This window comes from Sinorhizobium sp. Y406, from assembly GCF_058732025.1.
Map to the genome: position 1 here is coordinate 308,534 of NZ_CM178975.1, position 15,823 is coordinate 324,356.

General features: G+C 62.6%; 17 protein-coding genes. 5 read left to right on the forward strand and 12 right to left on the reverse strand.

Features of this window, described 5'->3' with window-relative positions:
* Positions 1-117: 117 nt before the first annotated feature.
* The 5 genes from AC4P1R_RS18365 to AC4P1R_RS18385 form a co-directional block, all read right to left on the reverse strand.
* Positions 118-2,382 carry a xanthine dehydrogenase family protein molybdopterin-binding subunit gene (locus tag AC4P1R_RS18365; RefSeq protein WP_069457514.1) on the reverse strand — a complete coding sequence of 755 codons (2,265 nt, stop codon included), beginning with the start codon at positions 2,380-2,382 and terminating at the stop codon, positions 118-120.
* Positions 2,379-2,870: a (2Fe-2S)-binding protein gene (locus AC4P1R_RS18370; RefSeq protein ID WP_069457515.1), complete on the reverse strand. Its 492-nt coding sequence runs from the start codon at positions 2,868-2,870 to the stop codon at positions 2,379-2,381. Before AC4P1R_RS18370 ends, AC4P1R_RS18365 begins: the two co-directional genes overlap by 4 nt.
* 3 nt (positions 2,871-2,873) lie before the next feature.
* On the reverse strand, positions 2,874-4,169 hold the full coding sequence (locus AC4P1R_RS18375) for a cytochrome c (protein ID WP_069457516.1): 1,296 nt from the start codon (positions 4,167-4,169) through the stop codon (positions 2,874-2,876).
* Between the two features lie 490 nt (positions 4,170-4,659).
* On the reverse strand, positions 4,660-4,815 hold the full coding sequence (locus AC4P1R_RS18380) for a DUF3309 family protein (RefSeq protein WP_069457517.1): 156 nt from the start codon (positions 4,813-4,815) through the stop codon (positions 4,660-4,662).
* 242 nt (positions 4,816-5,057) lie between these two features.
* Entirely contained in the window at positions 5,058-5,231 is a 174-nt protein-coding gene (locus tag AC4P1R_RS18385; RefSeq protein WP_069457518.1) for a DUF1328 domain-containing protein, read from the reverse strand.
* A 188-nt stretch (positions 5,232-5,419) separates the two neighbouring features.
* Here AC4P1R_RS18385 and AC4P1R_RS18390 point away from each other — a divergent pair, with 188 nt between their 5' ends.
* The 3 genes from AC4P1R_RS18390 (at position 5,420) to AC4P1R_RS18400 (ending at position 6,948) form a co-directional block, all read left to right on the forward strand.
* A complete protein-coding gene (locus AC4P1R_RS18390) occupies positions 5,420-5,914 on the forward strand; it encodes a YciE/YciF ferroxidase family protein (protein ID WP_069457519.1) in 495 nt (164 codons plus the stop codon).
* Positions 5,915-6,129: 215 nt separating this feature from the next.
* Entirely contained in the window at positions 6,130-6,393 is a 264-nt protein-coding gene (locus tag AC4P1R_RS18395) for a hypothetical protein (RefSeq protein WP_069457520.1), read from the forward strand.
* Between the two features lie 3 nt (positions 6,394-6,396).
* On the forward strand, positions 6,397-6,948 hold the full coding sequence (locus AC4P1R_RS18400) for a DUF1003 domain-containing protein (protein WP_069457521.1): 552 nt from the start codon (positions 6,397-6,399) through the stop codon (positions 6,946-6,948).
* 36 nt (positions 6,949-6,984) lie between these two features.
* On the opposite strand, the gene AC4P1R_RS18405 is transcribed toward AC4P1R_RS18400, so the two are convergent.
* The 6 genes from AC4P1R_RS18405 to AC4P1R_RS18430 all read right to left on the reverse strand — a co-directional run bounded on the left by AC4P1R_RS18405 (position 6,985) and on the right by AC4P1R_RS18430 (position 13,657).
* Positions 6,985-7,230, reverse strand: a complete 246-nt coding sequence (locus AC4P1R_RS18405) for a hypothetical protein (protein WP_492178433.1) — start codon at positions 7,228-7,230, stop codon at positions 6,985-6,987.
* Positions 7,231-7,372: 142 nt separating this feature from the next.
* Positions 7,373-9,895: a cytochrome c oxidase subunit I gene (gene ctaD, locus AC4P1R_RS18410; RefSeq protein WP_069457522.1), complete on the reverse strand. Its 2,523-nt coding sequence runs from the start codon at positions 9,893-9,895 to the stop codon at positions 7,373-7,375.
* Complete coding sequence (locus AC4P1R_RS18415; RefSeq protein ID WP_069457523.1) at positions 9,895-10,965, reverse strand: sodium:calcium antiporter; 1,071 nt, start codon at positions 10,963-10,965, stop codon at positions 9,895-9,897. Before AC4P1R_RS18415 ends, ctaD begins: the two co-directional genes overlap by 1 nt.
* Positions 10,966-10,971: 6 nt before the next feature.
* A complete protein-coding gene (locus tag AC4P1R_RS18420) occupies positions 10,972-11,958 on the reverse strand; it encodes a cytochrome c oxidase subunit II (protein WP_069457524.1) in 987 nt (328 codons plus the stop codon).
* The gene (locus tag AC4P1R_RS18425) at positions 11,955-13,085 is read right to left on the reverse strand and encodes a c-type cytochrome (RefSeq protein ID WP_069457525.1); all 1,131 of its coding nucleotides are present in this window, start codon (positions 13,083-13,085) and stop codon (positions 11,955-11,957) included. Before AC4P1R_RS18425 ends, AC4P1R_RS18420 begins: the two co-directional genes overlap by 4 nt.
* Entirely contained in the window at positions 13,076-13,657 is a 582-nt protein-coding gene (locus AC4P1R_RS18430) for a cytochrome c oxidase assembly protein (protein WP_069457526.1), read from the reverse strand. The genes AC4P1R_RS18425 and AC4P1R_RS18430 overlap by 10 nt, the downstream gene beginning before the upstream one ends.
* 188 nt (positions 13,658-13,845) lie before the next feature.
* Between AC4P1R_RS18430 and AC4P1R_RS18435 the strand changes: the two genes are divergently transcribed.
* Positions 13,846-14,091 carry a universal stress protein gene (locus AC4P1R_RS18435; protein ID WP_069457527.1) on the forward strand — a complete coding sequence of 82 codons (246 nt, stop codon included), beginning with the start codon at positions 13,846-13,848 and terminating at the stop codon, positions 14,089-14,091.
* On the opposite strand, the gene AC4P1R_RS18440 is transcribed toward AC4P1R_RS18435, so the two are convergent.
* Positions 14,088-14,981 carry a universal stress protein gene (locus tag AC4P1R_RS18440; RefSeq protein WP_492178791.1) on the reverse strand — a complete coding sequence of 298 codons (894 nt, stop codon included), beginning with the start codon at positions 14,979-14,981 and terminating at the stop codon, positions 14,088-14,090. The two genes, AC4P1R_RS18435 and AC4P1R_RS18440, sit on opposite strands and share 4 nt — an antisense overlap.
* A 563-nt stretch (positions 14,982-15,544) precedes the next feature.
* On the opposite strand from AC4P1R_RS18440, the gene AC4P1R_RS18445 reads away from it, so the two are divergent.
* On the forward strand, positions 15,545-15,820 hold the full coding sequence (locus AC4P1R_RS18445) for a hypothetical protein (RefSeq protein ID WP_069457528.1): 276 nt from the start codon (positions 15,545-15,547) through the stop codon (positions 15,818-15,820).
* The last annotated feature ends 3 nt before the right edge of the window (positions 15,821-15,823 follow it).

Sequence of the window (15,823 nt, forward strand, 5' to 3'; positions counted from 1 at the left end):
GAGGCGACTGCCTCCGTCCTTGTCCAACCGAGATGTCTCGACGATGTTCCGAGATTGGGTCTCGGAGTTGCCGGACTGCATGAGGAAAATCCTTCACGGGGGAGAACTGATCTTCGTTCACGCCTGCATCGCGGCACGCACGCGCTCCGGCTGGAGCGGCAGGTCGCGGATGCGGACGCCGATCGCGTCCGCCACGGCATTGGCGATCGCGGCCGCCGCCGGTCCCTGTGAGGCCTCGCCGGTGCCGAGGAAAGGTTCTCCCGGCCGGTCGACGACATGGACTTCCACCGTCTCCGGCACTGACGGGAACCGCATGATCGGGTAACCCGCCCAGTCGGCTGAATGGACCCCTTCCGCATCGAAGCGGACCTGCTCGAAAAGCGTCCAGCTCGCCGATTGCACAAGCCCGCCCTCGATCTGGTTCCGTATGCCGTCGGGATTGACGGCCTGTCCGCTGTCGCAGGCGGCGACTGCCCGGCCAAGCCTGATGCGCCCGGTTGCAACGTCCACCTCGACTTCGATCGCCACCGCGCAATAGGCGGCGAGGTTCTTGTAGCGCGCATAGGCAAAGCCGCGCCCACGCCCCGATCTTTGCTCCCAGCCGGTCCAGTCGAACGCCTTTGCGGCCGTGGCTACGACATCGCGCGCCCGCGGATCTTCGAGCCGGGAAAGCCGGAATTCCACCGGATCCGCTCCGGCGGCAAGCGCCAGTTCGTCCATGAAACTCTCCAGCGCAAAGACGTTCATGTAAGCGCCGAGGGAGCGCAGGGCCGACGTGCGCAACGGCATTTCGCTGATGAAGTGTTCGACGACGCGCGCATTCGTAATTTTATAGGTCGGAACGGCGTTTCGGTCGGCGCCGCCGGCTGGCTGCGGGATGTTGGTGGGTGCTTCCGGCTCGAAGGAAGCGGAGATGAGTTGAGCGGGCAGGAGGTTGCCCGCCGGGCCCGGCCTCGTGGTGTGCGGGTTGCTCCAGACCTCGTAATTCCAGCTCGATATATCGCCAGAGGCGGAAACGGAGCCACGTGCCCGCACGACCATGGCCGAGCCATAGGGTTCCCATTGATGCTCGTGGTCGCGCATCCATTGTATGCGGACCGGGCGGTCGGGCACGGCGCGTGCCAGCAGTGCTGCATCGGCTGCCGCATCGTCCGCGCCATTATGACCGTAGCAACCCGCGCCCTCCATATGGATAAGCCGCACGGCTGCCTCCTCCATGCCGACCATCTCGGCGATCGCCGCACGATCCGGGTAGACGCCCTGGGTGTGGCTCCAGATGGTGAGCTGACTGTTCTGGAAGAGCCCCACCGCGCAGGATGGTCCTATGGATCCGTGCATCTGGTAGGGTCGCGTGTAGGTCGCTTCAACGATCTTGGCGCCGTCGGGCGGCGATACCGCCGTCTGCGGACCGTCGATCACGCTGGTGTCCGCCGGCAATTGCATCAGATGATCGTAGATGTCCGTGTTGGACGGCAACGAGGCGCCACCTTCCCACTGCGCGGCCATTTGAAGCGCCTGCATCGCCTTGATCGCCTGGAACTCGCCCTCCGCGATCACGCCGAGATAGTTGCCGTCCCTCACCACCCTGATCACGCCCGGCATGTCGTCGATCTCAGACGTATCGAGGTCGGCGAGACGCATGCCGCGTCTCGGCGGACGCACGATGCGGGCATGCACCATGCCCTCAAGTCTCAGGTCGTGCACATAGGACGGCTCGCCGGTGACTTTGCCCGGAATATCGACTCGCGGCACCGGTTGCCCCATAACCGTGTAATTCCCCGGTTCGAAGAAGTCGGTCTGATCGTTCACCGTCACATGAAGCGATCGTCCGCTGACCAACTGCCCGTAGCTTCGCCTTTCGCCCGTACTGCTGACGACAGCGCCGTCCTCGACCTTGAGATCGCCCGCCGCGACACCGAGCTCCTCGGCCGCCAGTCCGATCATCATCCGGCGCAGATATGCTGCGGCATGCAAGATAGCCGTGCCGCTCTTTTCCATAGAGTGACTGGCTGCAGTGTAGCCCTCGTCTGGTGTCTGCGCCGTATCGGCGGTGAGGAGCCTGATACGGGAGAAGTCCACCTTGAGCTGTTCGGCCGCGATCTGACTGAGGGCGGTTCGGATTCCCTGGCCGAGTTCGGCCTTGCCGGTGAAGACCGTGATGCTTTCGTCATTGTCGATGCGTATCCAGGAATCGAGGAAAGGAAAGTCGGAAAGGCTTCCCGGAAGCTTGGCGGGCGGTGGAGCAGCGGCCGGTGGAGCAGCGGAGGGTGCGCCTTCCTGGGCCGCGAGCCGACCGGGCGAGATCGCGAAGTAGAGAACCAGGCCGCCGCCGCCCTTGAGGAGCGAGCGGCGCGACAGTTCCAGGTGATCAAGGACGGTCATTGGCTAGGCTCCCCTGCAGCGGATGTTTGTTGCTGAAAGCCTTCGCTTGCCCGGTGCACGGCGCGTAGGATCCGCATATGCGTTCCGCAGCGGCAGAGAGAGGGTTCGAGGGCCGCGCGGATGGTCGTTTCGTCGGGCGCGGAATTCTGCAAGAGAAGGGCATGCGCCCGCATGATCATGCCGGGAATGCAGTAGCCACATTGCGCGGCCTGTTCGTCGATGAAAGCCTTTTGCACCGGGCCGGGGTTGTCGATAGAGCCGAGGCCCTCGAGCGTCGTGACCTCCCGCCCGGCAAGCACGGCGATGGGTGTCAGGCAAGAAAAGATGGGGTGGCCGTCGGCGAGCACCGTGCAGGCGCCGCACTGGCCCAGCCCGCAGCCGAACTTCGCACCGTTGAGTTCCATCTCGTTTCGCAGAACGTAAAGGAGTGGCGTCTCCGGCGCGGTGTCGGTGTCGAACGTGCTGCCGTTCACATTGAGCGTGATCATGTCTCACTCCGCTTCAGCTGTTTCCGCCCCGGACCCCGGCTCGCTGCGCATTCTCCTGGCGACGACGTCGGCGACGTCCGCCCAGGGCTCGAGCCCGGTGAACCGCCCGCGCAGATAGGTGGCGAGCGCCACCATCTGGTCGTCCGTCAGGGCGCCGGCAAATCCCGGCATATAACGGCCCGGCCGACCTTCGGGTGGCTTGACGCCGTCCTCTATGATCCGGACCAGATTCAAGGGCGTGGGTATGCGGATCGACGTGCTATAGGCCAGAGGCAAACCGGCGGCGAAAGGCGAGGGGCTCGCTTCGTGGCAGATCGCGCAAGCGCCGGCATAGATCACCGCGCCGATATCGTCGCCATTACGCAGTTCGCCGACGGCACCGGTGATCTCGGCATCGGTTTCGGCTTCGTCGCCCTCCATGAGCAACGCGATGTAGGCTGAGATCGCTGCGACATCCTCTTCGGGAACGCGCGAGAGATTGTGAGCGACGGGCGCCATCGCGCCGAGAGCGACGCCGTGCTCATCGACCCACCGGCCCGCCAGGTAATCGGTCAGTTGCGCCTCGTTCCACTTTACCGCTGCCGGAACCTCGCCTGCGATTGCGGGCGCATACCAGTTTTCAGTAACCTCGCCCCGCAGGAACTCACCCTCTTTTTCGGCCTGGAGAGCGTTGCGCGGGGTGTGGCAGCCGCCGCAATGTCCCAGCCCCTGCACCAGATACGCGCCCCGGTTCACCTTCTCATCCGCATCGGGCAGCCCGGCAAAGCGTTCATTGTCCAGATAAAGAAGCTTCCAGCCGGCCAGCAGCGGGCGGAGGTTGAATGGAAATCTCAGCTCATTTTCCGGCGGCTCGTTGCGCACCGGTTCGCGGGTCATGAGATAGGCATAGAGGGCATCGACGTCCTCCGGCATCACCTTGGTGAAATGATGATAGGGAAAGGCGGGGTAGAGGTGCTGCCCTTCTCTATCGAGCCCCTCATACATCGCGCGGCGGAAGGCTTCCTGTGACCAGGTGCCGATGCCGGTCTCCGGATCCGGCGTGATGTTCGTCGAATAGATGGTGCCGAGTGGGGTAGGGATGGGCCGGCCGCCTGCATAGGCTCCGCCACGCTCGGCCGTATGGCATTCCGCGCAGTTACCAATCAGCGCCAGGCGCTCGCCATGAGCGACCGTGGCCCCGTCGAAGCGTTGCGGATCTGGGCGCTCGACGCCTTCGAGCGCACGCGGGCTCACGGCATAGGCGACGGCCGCCGCCGCAAGCACGATCAGCGCGATGGCGAGGCCGTAGAGAACCTTCACCGGTGCTCCTTCCTCTAGAAGATTTCGTCAATGAAACCCAACCTGTGGCACCCCAAAAGGTTCCATGTGTCGGGAGCGTCGAGCAGTCTCCGGACGTAAAATGGCGGCGCCTGGATTTCAGGCACCGCCAATGAGCAAAAGGGGGACTAGATTTGTCGCTCCCGCTACCGGGAGCATGCAATATCCAATTCGCGATCTGGCAATTTGTTCCATGCCTTTGTCGAAAGCGGCCGCTGCTGGGCGAGGCGGGAATCTCCTTCGTGTCGCAACCGCGCACTGCTTCCTTTCTACCGCTGGAAATGGCGAACTCGGCGAGAATTCGAGCGGCAATTCCCGCCGCCGCGCTATTCGGATGGGCCACCGCGCAGATCGCCGACTGCAACTCTGGAGCGCATCGTTACTGCCATTTGCCCAGGGCCAGTTCCAAATGCTGACGGGCTCGCCCGCGGTCGTCTCCATCGGCCGTTAGAGTGGTCTCCTCGAGACGCCTCTAGATCCGTCCCATCAGGACAAGGATTAGGAGCACGACGACCAGCAGTCCGAGGAAGCCCGAAGGGCCATAGCCCCAACCGGAAGAGTAGGGCCATGTTGGGACCGCTGCGATGAGCAACACGATCAGGATGATCAGAAGTATGGTGCCTAGCATGCTGCGCTCTCCTTAGACAAAAGATCGTTTACGCTTGGGTTTGAGCGTCGAACGGCGGCTCTTTGAGAATTTCGATCGAGCCGGGGCCCAAGCCTCGATAAGATTTGCACTCCTAACCCGAAAGGCGCGCAGATGTTCCGCCGCCACTCGCAAACCTCTGATGATGTTCCTGCCGGTCACTGATGCTATGCCGCTTGCCGGTCTGGGCTACCCCCGATCTGAGAGTGCCAATTCCCAGGGATTCAGAGCACGATTCCGCCGGCCATGATCGCGAGAACGAGAAAGATAAGGAATATGGCCACGGCGATGAAGAACAGGATCTTGGCAATTCCGGCGGTTGCAGCCGAAACGCCGGAGAAGCCGAGGAAGCCGGCAACCAGTGAAATCACAAAGAAGATCAAAGCCCATTTCAACATTGCTGCACCTATGGTGGAAGGAGTGATCCGGGGGAAGATAGGGCATCAATCCGGCACGACCACTTTCGTTTTACGGCGGCTACCCGCGGTCATGCAGATCGCCGGAGAAAGATGCAATCGCTGCCATTCTGACGGAACCAATTTCATGGGACGGCGTTAGACGGGCTCGTCACGAAGGAGGGTAAGCCATGCCAGAAAAAACACTTGAGAACCTGTTCCACGAGACGCTCAGGGACATCTATTATGCCGAGCGACAGATCCTGAAGGCGCTGCCGAAGATGGCCAGGGCAGCGAAATCCCAGAACTGCAAAGAGGCGTTCGAAAAGCACAAGGAAGAGACCGAGACGCATGTCGAGCGGCTTCAGAAGGTGTTCGAGATCATCGGCAAGCGGGCCCAGGGTAAGACATGTGAAGCGATGGACGGCCTTATTGCCGAAGGCGAGGACGTAGCCGAGGAGTTCAAGGGATCGCCCGCCGTGGATGCGGGGCTGATTGCCGCCGCGCAAGCGGTTGAGCATTACGAGATCGCCCGCTATGGCACGCTGAAGACCTGGGCACAGCAGCTTGGCCTCAAGGAAGCGGTGTCGCTCCTCGACGCCACCCTCCAGGAAGAGGGTGAAACGGACAAGAAGCTCACTAAGCTTGCCGTAGAAGCGGCGAACCAGAAGGCGAAAGCGGCCTGAACGGAAGGCCGCGCGCTCTCAAAAACGCCGGTGACCTACGCACGAGAACGGCGCACCGAATTTGCGCCTTCCCTCGGTACCGGTCACCGGCTCCTGCTGCGGGCCAAACTGATCGCCAGCGTATCATTCCCAGAGAGATGTGCTTCCATGGAACATGGTGATGTTCTGCGTGGTTGTGATGATCAATCCGGCGAAGCAGCGAAGAGGAAGGTCTCATGAGTGAAGCCACCGCAACTGACAAGCATGAGGAAATCAGACGCTGGGTCGAGGAACGCAATGGTCGCCCGGCGAGAGTGAAGGCCACTTCGAACGGGGGCCTGCTCCGCATTGATTTCGGTGAGCCGGAGGAATCCCTCGAGCCGATTTCCTGGGAAGAATTTTTTCGTGTCTTCGACGAAAACCGGCTGCTGTTCCTCCATCAAGACAAGACCGCAGATGGCAGTCTCAGCCGCTTCAACAAATTCATCGACCGCCGGTGAGGAATGCAAGACCCGCACGAGGCAACTTATCGGACCGCACCACCTGCACAGGCCACGCCGCGGCTCGATCGCAACATTCGTGCGGTGCTGAAACAGCGCGAGGATGATGAACGGAGCACAACGGCGCAGGAACAGATTTCGCAGCGCATCACGAACTTCGCGGGCTCTCTGAACTTTGTCTGCCTGCACGTGCTCGCCTTCGGGGCTTGGATCATCGCGAATCTCGGGCTGGTGCCCAAAGTGCCTGTTTTCGATCCCACCTTCGCCATGCTCGCCATGATCGCCTCCGTGGAAGCCATCTTCGTCACCACTTTTGTGCTGATCTCCCAGAACCGCATGGCCCGGGATGATGCCAGGCGGGCGGATCTGAACCTGCAGATATCCCTGCTTGCGGAGCAGGAGGCGACACGGCTCCTGGCACTCGTTTCCACCATCGCCGAGCGCCTGGACGTAAAGACGGCCGCCGATGCCGCCCTTGACGAACTTGCAACGGAGATCACGCCTGAGCAGGTGCTTCACAGGCTGGACGAGCGCGAAGCAGAACCGCGCGAATAGAGACGGGCGGCGAATTGCTCGCCTCACCTTGGCCCGTCACCTCAACAGTCCGCACACGTCGATCTGGAAGACCGATGCGCCGCTCCAGACGACCCCCATGAGCGACAGCAAGCTCAACAGTCGTTCAACGCGGACCGAAAAGGTGCGGTTGTGCGGCTCCGGCATCTCGTAGCGCAGCATATGGGCAAGGCGGCCGGGGAAGAAGAGGCTGAAACATAGCAACAGAATGGCCCCGAGCGTCGCCAGCATCACCGACGCCTGGATCAGAACCGATGGGGCCATTGTGCTGTTTCCGACGGCGCAGGCTGCCGACTGAACGCCGTAAACCAGAAGGAGGTGTGTCGCCCACAGAATTGGTCCGGCCAGCAGGAAGAGGATTGCGCTGGCGATTGGTGCTTCCTTTCCAGGCTCGATCATCGCCAACCTACCCGATCAGCCGCGGGAAACCGTGCACGAGCCCAAGCCCGAGCAGCGACTGCGCCACGGCGTAGTGATACAACAGCATGTAGTTGTCGAATGTCACGCGGCGCACGCCGTCGAGCTTGCCTGTGAGGTATCGCGCGAGCGTATACAACCCCAGTATTGCAAGCGCGAAGGCAAGCTGGCCGAAGAGCACCACGCCGAGATAGACCATGGCGCCGTAGGCGTTGTCGCCGGGGCTGAGGCCGGTCATCAGATGGCCTGAAAGTTCGAGTGCAAGCGCGCCGATCAGAGAGGCGAGCGATAGCAGCAGAGCCGCCGTCATGGCGAATGGTGACGTGGCGAGTTTCCCGAGTCTGCGGCTGATGAGCCAGATGAGGGCCGAACCGGACAGCAACAGCGTCGCGGTTGAAGCCGGCCAGAGGCCGGGCGGCGGCGGCGGAGATCCGGCCGGCGCCCAGACTTCGGGCGATACGAGCCAGAGAAACAGATAGGAGAAGACGTAGGCGAAGTAGAGGGAGCCGGCAACGATCATCAGCACCACCATCGCCCACCAGGAATGCGAGGCCGGACCGGTCATGTAGGTGGGCAGGCGAACGCCCTTGGCTATGTCGATCGCGCCCTTGGATGGACCGGGGTCAAGGCCCCAGGTCCAGATGAGCACGAAGGCTATGGCAAGCACGCCGCAGACTGCGGCGACGGTCACGATCTTGACCGTCAGCAGCAGGAAGAAGGCCGCCGTAAAGACCGCCGCTAGGAAAGGCGGCCAGCCGGGACCCGGCATCTGGATGATGTATTGCGGCCGGGCGTGGATCGGCGAGGTGACAATGGTTTCTCGCCCGCCCGTTGGGGCGTTGGGGAGATAGTGATGGCCGTCCCGCACCTCCCGGGGAAGGGTCGGCCTGTCCCACAGCGGTTCGCGGCTGGTGATGTGCGGAATGCTGCGGGTGGAATAGACGTCGTTCGGCAGCCATTCGAGCGTGCCCGCTCCCCATGGATTCTCGACCTCGGCATTGCCGGCTCGGAACTTCGCGACGAGGTCGACCAGGAACACCAGCACGCCGGCGCCGAGCACGAAGGCCCCGACGGTGGAAATGGTGTTCAGCAGGTTCCAGCCCATGTCGCCGGGGTAGGTCCAGACGCGCCGGGGCATGCCTTTGAGCCCCGTCAGGTGCATTGGCAGGAACGCCACGTTGAAGCCGATGAACATCAGCCAGAAAACCCAGCGGCCGAGCCGCTCCGAAAGCGGGCGCCTGCTGAAGAGTGGTATCCAGTAGTAGAACGCCGCAAACAGCGGGAACACGAAGCCACCGATCAGCACGTAGTGGAAATGCGCGACGACGAAATAGGTATCGTGCACCTGATAGTCGAAGGGCACCATGGCCACCATCACGCCGGTGAGACCGCCGAGCGTGAAGATGAAGAGGAATCCCAGGATGAACAGCGACGGGGTCGTCATGCGAAATCGTTCTCGCCCGGCGGCGATGGTGGCGATCCAGGCGAAGACCTGAATGCCGGACGGTACGGCGACGGCCATGCTGGCGGCCGAAAAGAAGGCAAGGCTGAGTGCCGGTATGCCCGTCGTGAACATGTGGTGCACCCAAAGCCCGAAGCTGAAAAAGCCGGTCGCGATCAGCGCCACCACGATCAGGTGGTAGCCGACGAGCGGCGTACGGGCCATGGTCGGCACGATCATAGAGACGAGACCTGCGGCCGGCAGGAAGATGATGTAGACCTCCGGATGGCCGAAGAACCAGAAGAGATGCTGCCAGAGCAGCGGATCGCCTCCGAGTGCGGCCGTGAAGAACGGCCAGCTGAACGCCCTCTCTATTTCGAGCATCATCGTCGCCAGGATGACCGCGGGAAAAGCGAACATGATCATGCTGGCGAAGATCAACATGGTCCAGGCGAAGATCGGCATCTGTGCGAGCGACATGCCCGGAGGGCGGGTCCGGAGCGTCCCGACGACGATCTCGATCGCGCCGGCGATGGCCGAGATCTCGATGAAACCGATGCCAAGCAGCCAGAAGTCGGCATTATCGCCCGGTGAAAACTCCATCAGCGTCAGCGGCGGATACATGAACCAGCCGCCCTTGGGCGAAAGATCGTAGAAAATCGTCGAGAAGAAGACCAGCCCGCCAACCACATAGGCCCAGATGGCGAAGGCGCTGAGTCGGGGAAAAGGCAGGTCGCGGGCGGCGAGCATCTGCGGCAGCAGCATGACCCCAAGCGCCTCGACGGCCGGCACGGCGAAGAGGAACATCATCGTCGTGCCGTGAACGGTGAACATCTGATTATAGAGGTCCTGATCGATCAGGCGACTGTCGCCGACGGCCAGCTGCGCCCGCATGATGAGCGCCAGCACGCCCGCCATCAGGAAAAAGAGAAAGGCGACGCCGATATAGAGCAGTCCGATCACCGTATTGTTGACGGCGGTGACCAGTCGCCATCCCCGTGGCGTCGCCCAGATGCGTTCCAGTTCTCTGACCTCGCCTTCGGGGCGCGGATCGGGATTGGGCAGTTCCATCATCCACCTCCTCCACCAGCGTCGCGCAGGAAGTAGAGTATGACCAGTCCGGAAAGGTATACCGTCAGGACGGCGAAGGCATCGTAGCCCATCTTGAAAATTGTCCGGTCTCGCCGCTCGACCAAGCCGATGAGAAAGGTCGCCGTGACGGTGATGGCGATCAGCGCTGCAAAGGTCTCGAAGCGGCCGACGCTGTTCATGACCGCATCGGCCCCTCCGGTAAGATCGATGAGGAATAGAAAGAAAATGTCGAACAGATTCGTGCCGAAAATATCCGACATCGCCATGGTGTAGAGCCCGGCCCGCGCAGCGGCGAACACCGTGCTCGCTTCCGGAAGAGAGGTTGCGATCGCGACGAGTACAGCCCCGACGAAGCTCTGGCCGAGGCCGGTTTCCTCAGCGATCGCCTCCGCCGTGCGCGACAGCAGATAACCAGCGGCAATGATGACGGCTCCTGTGGCGGCCGCGGCCCAGCCAGCCGCGCTGAGGGACTCATCACTCTCTTTCGCCTCCTCGCGCGCTTTTGATTGTTCGCGTTCCTGCGTCACATCTTCGTTGTTGGCGACCCACGCCTTGCGGTGCTGTGCACGCGAGAGGGCCCACAGGCCGAGTCCGGTAACAGCGGCCAAGAGCCACATCCAAAGACCGGTGAAGAGCACCGGCACGTCACCGACCACGATCGAGGCAGCGACGATCGACAAAAGCAGAATCTTGAAACAGCCCTGGAGCATCACGACCGGATCGGGGACGACGGAGGTCAGCGCTCGTTTGCCGATCAGCATGTCGGCAAGCGCAAGGATCGCCACCTGCATCGCGATGCCGCCGAGCATGCTGTTGACCGCGAGGCTCGCGTTTCCGGCCAGCGACGAACTCACCGCCACCGCCAGCTCCGGCAGGGAGGTGATCCCGCCGAGAAGCACGACGCCGACGAATGCCTGTCCGACGCCTGTCCTGACGCTGATGATGTTGGCGTAACGCGTGATGCGGACGCCCGCCATCCAGACAGTCGCAGCCGCTCCGGCGAAAATCGCGAGGTTCAGCCACAGTCCGAGGGCTGTGAAATCAAGCATCGGTCGTCACCTCAACTGATCCAGATAGAGTGCAAGCTGATCGAGCTCGCTCTCGGTGAAAATTTCGAAGGAAGGCATGAGGTTTTCGGGCTTCACATGTTGACTGTCCCGGATCCAACGGGCGAAGGCTGCCGGGTCGTTTTCAAGGGTGGCCGCGGCGAGCGAGTGCCTGCTGCCGACATGCGTCAGATCTGGGCCGATCGTCCCCTGCGCCACGGACCCCCGTACCCTGTGGCATGCGACGCAGCCGGAAGACTGGAACAGCGCCTGTCCGGTCACCGCCTCGGCGCTGGTGGGCGGCAGAGCATCGGCAGCTTCGCGCTCGAGCCAGGCGGCGAACTCGACTTCCGGTAACGCGACGACAAAAAATGCCATGAGGGCATGCGGGCCGCCGCAATACTCGGCGCACTGCCCACGACTGATCCCGGTCTCCGTCACATGAAGCGTCATCCGGTTGGTGCGGCCCGGAATCATGTCGAGCTTGCCGGCAAGTTTCGGCACCCAGAAGCTGTGGATCACGTCCGCCGACGTCAGTTCGATCTCCACCGGCCGTCCAACTGGCAGGCGGATTTCGTTGGCGCTCTCGATCCGTCGACCGTCTTCGTCGATATAAGTCACCCGCCACCACCAGCGCTCTCCCACGACTTCGACGCGCAGCCGGCCGTCCGTGTCCATAGCCGGCGCGTTCGATCCCATCAGGTAGAAGCCGTAGCTCAACAGAACACTGAGGGAGAGAAACGGAAAGATAATGCCGCCTCCGATCACCAGCCGTTCTCCGGATAATCGAGCACGCAGGGCATCGCCTCCAAACAATGCCGCAGCCGCGATCGCACAGACCCCCACCAGCACGGCGGCAGAGAACAGTATCAGCACCCAGCCGAGGACATTGATCCGCTCCGCCTCGGTACCCGCCGGTTCGAGGGCCGACTGAACGCCGGCGCAGCCATGCAAAGCGAGGAGAGCAAGTGGCGTGATCGATCTGACGGGGTTCATTGATGCGCCTCCGCCATTGGGCTTGGAGACGCCAACCCATGAGGTTGCGCGGCAAGATAGGCGGCAACATCTTCGATCTGTGCCGGCTCGAGGGCCCCGGCGACGACCGCCATGATCCGCCCATAGGCCGATCCCCTGCGTCCGCCCTGCCGCCAGAGGTGCAATTGTGTCTTGATATAGTCAGCGTGTTGGCCGGCGATCAATGGGAATTGGGACGACTGCCGCCCCGCGTGACAACTCATGCATGCGGGTACCTGCTGCTCAGGAATGCCGCGAAGCGCGATGGATTGGCCGCGCCGAAGCTGCTCCACGTCCGGTGCGGCCCGCTCCGCCTCCGCGGCCGGCCGCAGGGCCGAGTAGTAGGACGCCAGCCTCTGTCGTTCTCGCTCGTCCAGGAGATCGGCTACGGGTTCCATTGCACCGCTCGGACGCATCTGCTCGGCATATTCCCGAAGGCTGCGCAACAGATAGGCTTCGGTTTGCCCCGCAAGCCGCGGCACGCGGTCGCCGTTCGTACCGTTGCTCCCACTTTCATGGCAGCGCGCACATTGTGTCAGCGCTCTCCCGCTCGCCAGCTGTCCACGCGTATCACCAACACCGCCGCGGGTGAGGCCGGAAAGCTCTCTATAGTCGTCTGTCGCATCTGGAAGGCGGGCGAGAAAGGCCGTCACGGCCCAGACTTCGTCGTCTCGTTGCGAGCTCGGCCAGGCGGGCATGCCGGTATATTTCATTCCATGTTTGACGATCCAGAAAATTTCCTCGGGAGGGCGTCGCTCACCGATGGTCCTCAGATCAGGAGGCGGAGGCAGCATCCCTCTGACGATCGGATCTATTTCTTCGCCCGGCCGGCTGTGGCAGGGTGCGCAGCCGCCCTCATAATGGCTGGCGCCGAGGCGAACCATGCCTTCGTCGTCGAGCGGCGGCACCTCGATCGGATAGCTGCGGACGGTGATCGAACGTTCGCGGATCACTTCGAAGAGCCACGTTGTGATTCGCAGGTGATCCCGCGAGGCCGCGACATTGTAGACACCGGACAGGACAACGACCGCACCCGCGGCAATCACGCCGGCACCCGCCAGGGCGAGTACCTTTGCAATCGTCGTCCAGTGCAGATCCTTCAGGTCCACGCTTCTCCACCCGCACTTGACCGGTCGATTTCGTCGGTTTCCATGGCGAACAGCCATCGTGCGCCAAGGACGATCCCGCCGAGAACGTAAGTTGCCGGGCAGGCAGTCAGCATGAGCAATCCCGCAAGCTGCTGATCGGCCAGAACAGCCTCAGGGGTGGGGGCACCGGTGCCGGGATCACCGGCTATGCCGGTAAAGAGCACTCTCGGCGCGAACAGGACGAGCACACCCAGCACGCAATAAAGCTTGCTGGTCACGAGCAGCGAGAGGATCGGTTTGCAGCTGTGATTTCCGCGGAAACGAAGGACCACCCACCAGAACAGAAAGGCGGTGAGAAGAAGGCTCCCGTACATGAGCAGGTGAAGCGGAGCGGAGGCGAGGGCGCGCGTGAGCAAAGGCGGTGCGTGCCACAGCCAAAGGCTGAGGAGTTGCGCTGCCGTCGCGAAGGCCAGCGCGCCGCCTGCGGGTTCTCGTCCTTGCTGCCAGAAAGCGCACGCGCTCATCGCCGCGAGCGGGGCGAGGACGTTCATAAGCAGGATATGCACGACCATATGGCTCGCCAGCGGTCCCATTGCGTCCACCTCTCCTTTGGAACGGCGCGCTATACGTTTCGCGATTTGCCAGTCGACTGGCGGCCTGATGCGTCCCTCGCGGCCGCGCCGTTACAGCATCTTTCCTAACGGGTTTGAACGCCTATGGTTCCCGTGGAGGTGAGGATCCGGCGGAACGACGCTTGCCGTTTGCGGAGGAGGGGGGTGAGATGTCCGACAAAATCCTGATCGCCAACGATGGCTCGGAAGGTGCTGCAAAGGCCCTCGACGTAGCGATCAAGCTCGCGCATCGCCTGCGGGCGAAGCTGCACATGATCTCGGTCGAGGAACTGACGGGCGCGCCTAGCACGATCGACGAGGTGGTGGAGGAGGAGCGCGAAGAGCAGCAGCGCTGCGCACAGGTGATCGCCCAGGCGCAGTTCAAGGCATGTGACACTTTTCCGGAACCCGCTTAATGCTTCATCATCAAGGGAATCGCCGCATACGACAGCAGGTAACGGGTGACGTGGCCGAGAAGCAGTTCGAGAAAGTATTCATGCTTGAATGCCCCGATCAGCAGGCAGGTCGCGTTGGCTGAACCGGCGAAGTCGAGGATGGCTTCCCCGACAGAGCGGTTTTCCGAACTCATCGCCACGACGCCGCCCTTGAGGCCAAGCTGGGCGAGAAGTTCACTTGCCGTGTGCTGGTAGCTGCCGTCGGGTTTGTCGTTGACGCAGAGGACCGTGACGCGCGCGGCCGCTGCCAGCCAAGGCCTTGCCGCCACGACGGCATCGCGCGCGCGGGCATGCGGCTTCCAGCCGATCACGACATGTCTCAGGAGATGGCCGGAGTATCCGGCCGCCGCCGGCACGAGCACCAGCTTGCCTTCGTTGAAAAGAACGTCATGGAAAGCGTCGCGCGCGTCCATGTTTCCATGGGCCGGGGCGACGACCAGCGCTGTGTCGTGGCATAGGCTCGTCACACAGCGAACGAGATCGCCGCGGCAGTCGTCCAGCAGGATCTCTTCGCGATCTGTTCTGGCCCGTTTCCATTCCTCGAACGATTGCTCGACGTGCTTGAGACGCTCGCGCGGGGACCCTTCCTCGAGGTCGCGCAGCATCTGCAGGTCGATCTCCTCCGGCGCGGCGATCATCGCTTCAGGATCGGCTCCGACATGGGCGGCGGCCATGCGGCCACCGATGGCGCGTGCCGCGTCTTCGGCAACGTCCAGACAGGCGCGGGCGCTCGCCGGATCGGGCAGCAATGCGACCACATCCGCATGAATGGCCGAGGCATGGGCCTCTTCGGCCAGGACCGGCGTGGTCGTCCGCTCACTCGTGCCGCCATTCGCTGACGCCATGTTCACCACCATCCGCGATGCTCCCACATCGCTCCTGGCCCACTCCCGGACGCCTTGTCACGGTAATGCTAAAATTACCGCTGCGTAGGGTCGCCAGCAACGACGCAGGAATTGCCGCGATTTAGACGGGCGGTCGAGGGGTTGATGGAGAAGGGCTGCCAAAAATTTTCCGGCAGAGGTCCTCGCCGAAGCCCGTGCGCAACGGTCGCTCTCGATCAGCTTGAAGGTCCCGCGTCCCGTCTCGCCGGTCTTCCTCAGCGAAGAAGTTGGCGAATTCGTAGGCTGCCGACAATCTTCGTCCAAACCACGTACGAGCGAGTGCTCCGCGGTGCTGTTGCGGCTATCTGGGGTCAGGTCTGTCCTGGAATTGCCCATCTCACATACTCCTGCTCTTCATCAAACAGGAGTCATTGGCCGGGCGGGTTTTATGCTTGGGGCACATTGCGATGCCGTTAGGGGAGGACGGCAACCACCCCATCTTGTCCCGCCCCGTCGGGTCGACGGAACAATCGCTTGAGCCCGCCATTACTCCTCTCGTTCACGAGATCGTCGGCGATGGAGGGTAAACAATGGTGGAGTCACATACCATTTCTGCGCCCAGGCATACTTCCGGTTATCCCGGTCGACAGGCGGACTGCCTCGCCGCGCTGCGGCCCGCCGTCGCGGATCTGGCGGCAAGCTCTCAGGACAGCGTCGTCGCCGCCATGGGCGGAGAGATGACCGGTGAGTTGCTGACCCTCGCCCACGAAGCTCAAGGGGCAGGTTGGAGCTTCGACGAGGCTCGCGAAGCCATCGAGAAACTTGCGCGCGAGTACGAGGGTGCCAAGGGGACGATCTTCGACTGAGCG

What these genes read in the sequence shown, in the direction of transcription:
- AC4P1R_RS18445 (WP_069457528.1), top strand. Translation starts at nt 15,545, where the DNA reads ATGGTGGAGTCACATACCATTTCTGCGCCCAGGCATACTTCCGGTTAT.
- AC4P1R_RS18380 (WP_069457517.1), bottom strand. Translation starts at nt 4,815, where the DNA reads ATGCTAGGCACCATACTTCTGATCATCCTGATCGTGTTGCTCATCGCA.
- AC4P1R_RS18370 (WP_069457515.1), bottom strand. Translation starts at nt 2,870, where the DNA reads ATGATCACGCTCAATGTGAACGGCAGCACGTTCGACACCGACACCGCG.
- AC4P1R_RS18365 (WP_069457514.1), bottom strand. Translation starts at nt 2,382, where the DNA reads ATGACCGTCCTTGATCACCTGGAACTGTCGCGCCGCTCGCTCCTCAAG.
- AC4P1R_RS18405 (WP_492178433.1), bottom strand. Translation starts at nt 7,230, where the DNA reads ATGGCCCCATCGGTTCTGATCCAGGCGTCGGTGATGCTGGCGACGCTC.
- AC4P1R_RS18435 (WP_069457527.1), top strand. Translation starts at nt 13,846, where the DNA reads ATGTCCGACAAAATCCTGATCGCCAACGATGGCTCGGAAGGTGCTGCA.
- AC4P1R_RS18390 (WP_069457519.1), top strand. Translation starts at nt 5,420, where the DNA reads ATGCCAGAAAAAACACTTGAGAACCTGTTCCACGAGACGCTCAGGGAC.
- AC4P1R_RS18430 (WP_069457526.1), bottom strand. Translation starts at nt 13,657, where the DNA reads ATGGGACCGCTGGCGAGCCATATGGTCGTGCATATCCTGCTTATGAAC.
- ctaD (WP_069457522.1), bottom strand. Translation starts at nt 9,895, where the DNA reads ATGGAACTGCCCAATCCCGATCCGCGCCCCGAAGGCGAGGTCAGAGAA.
- AC4P1R_RS18420 (WP_069457524.1), bottom strand. Translation starts at nt 11,958, where the DNA reads ATGAACCCCGTCAGATCGATCACGCCACTTGCTCTCCTCGCTTTGCAT.
- AC4P1R_RS18415 (WP_069457523.1), bottom strand. Translation starts at nt 10,965, where the DNA reads ATGCTTGATTTCACAGCCCTCGGACTGTGGCTGAACCTCGCGATTTTC.
- AC4P1R_RS18400 (WP_069457521.1), top strand. Translation starts at nt 6,397, where the DNA reads ATGCAAGACCCGCACGAGGCAACTTATCGGACCGCACCACCTGCACAG.
- AC4P1R_RS18395 (WP_069457520.1), top strand. Translation starts at nt 6,130, where the DNA reads ATGAGTGAAGCCACCGCAACTGACAAGCATGAGGAAATCAGACGCTGG.
- AC4P1R_RS18385 (WP_069457518.1), bottom strand. Translation starts at nt 5,231, where the DNA reads ATGTTGAAATGGGCTTTGATCTTCTTTGTGATTTCACTGGTTGCCGGC.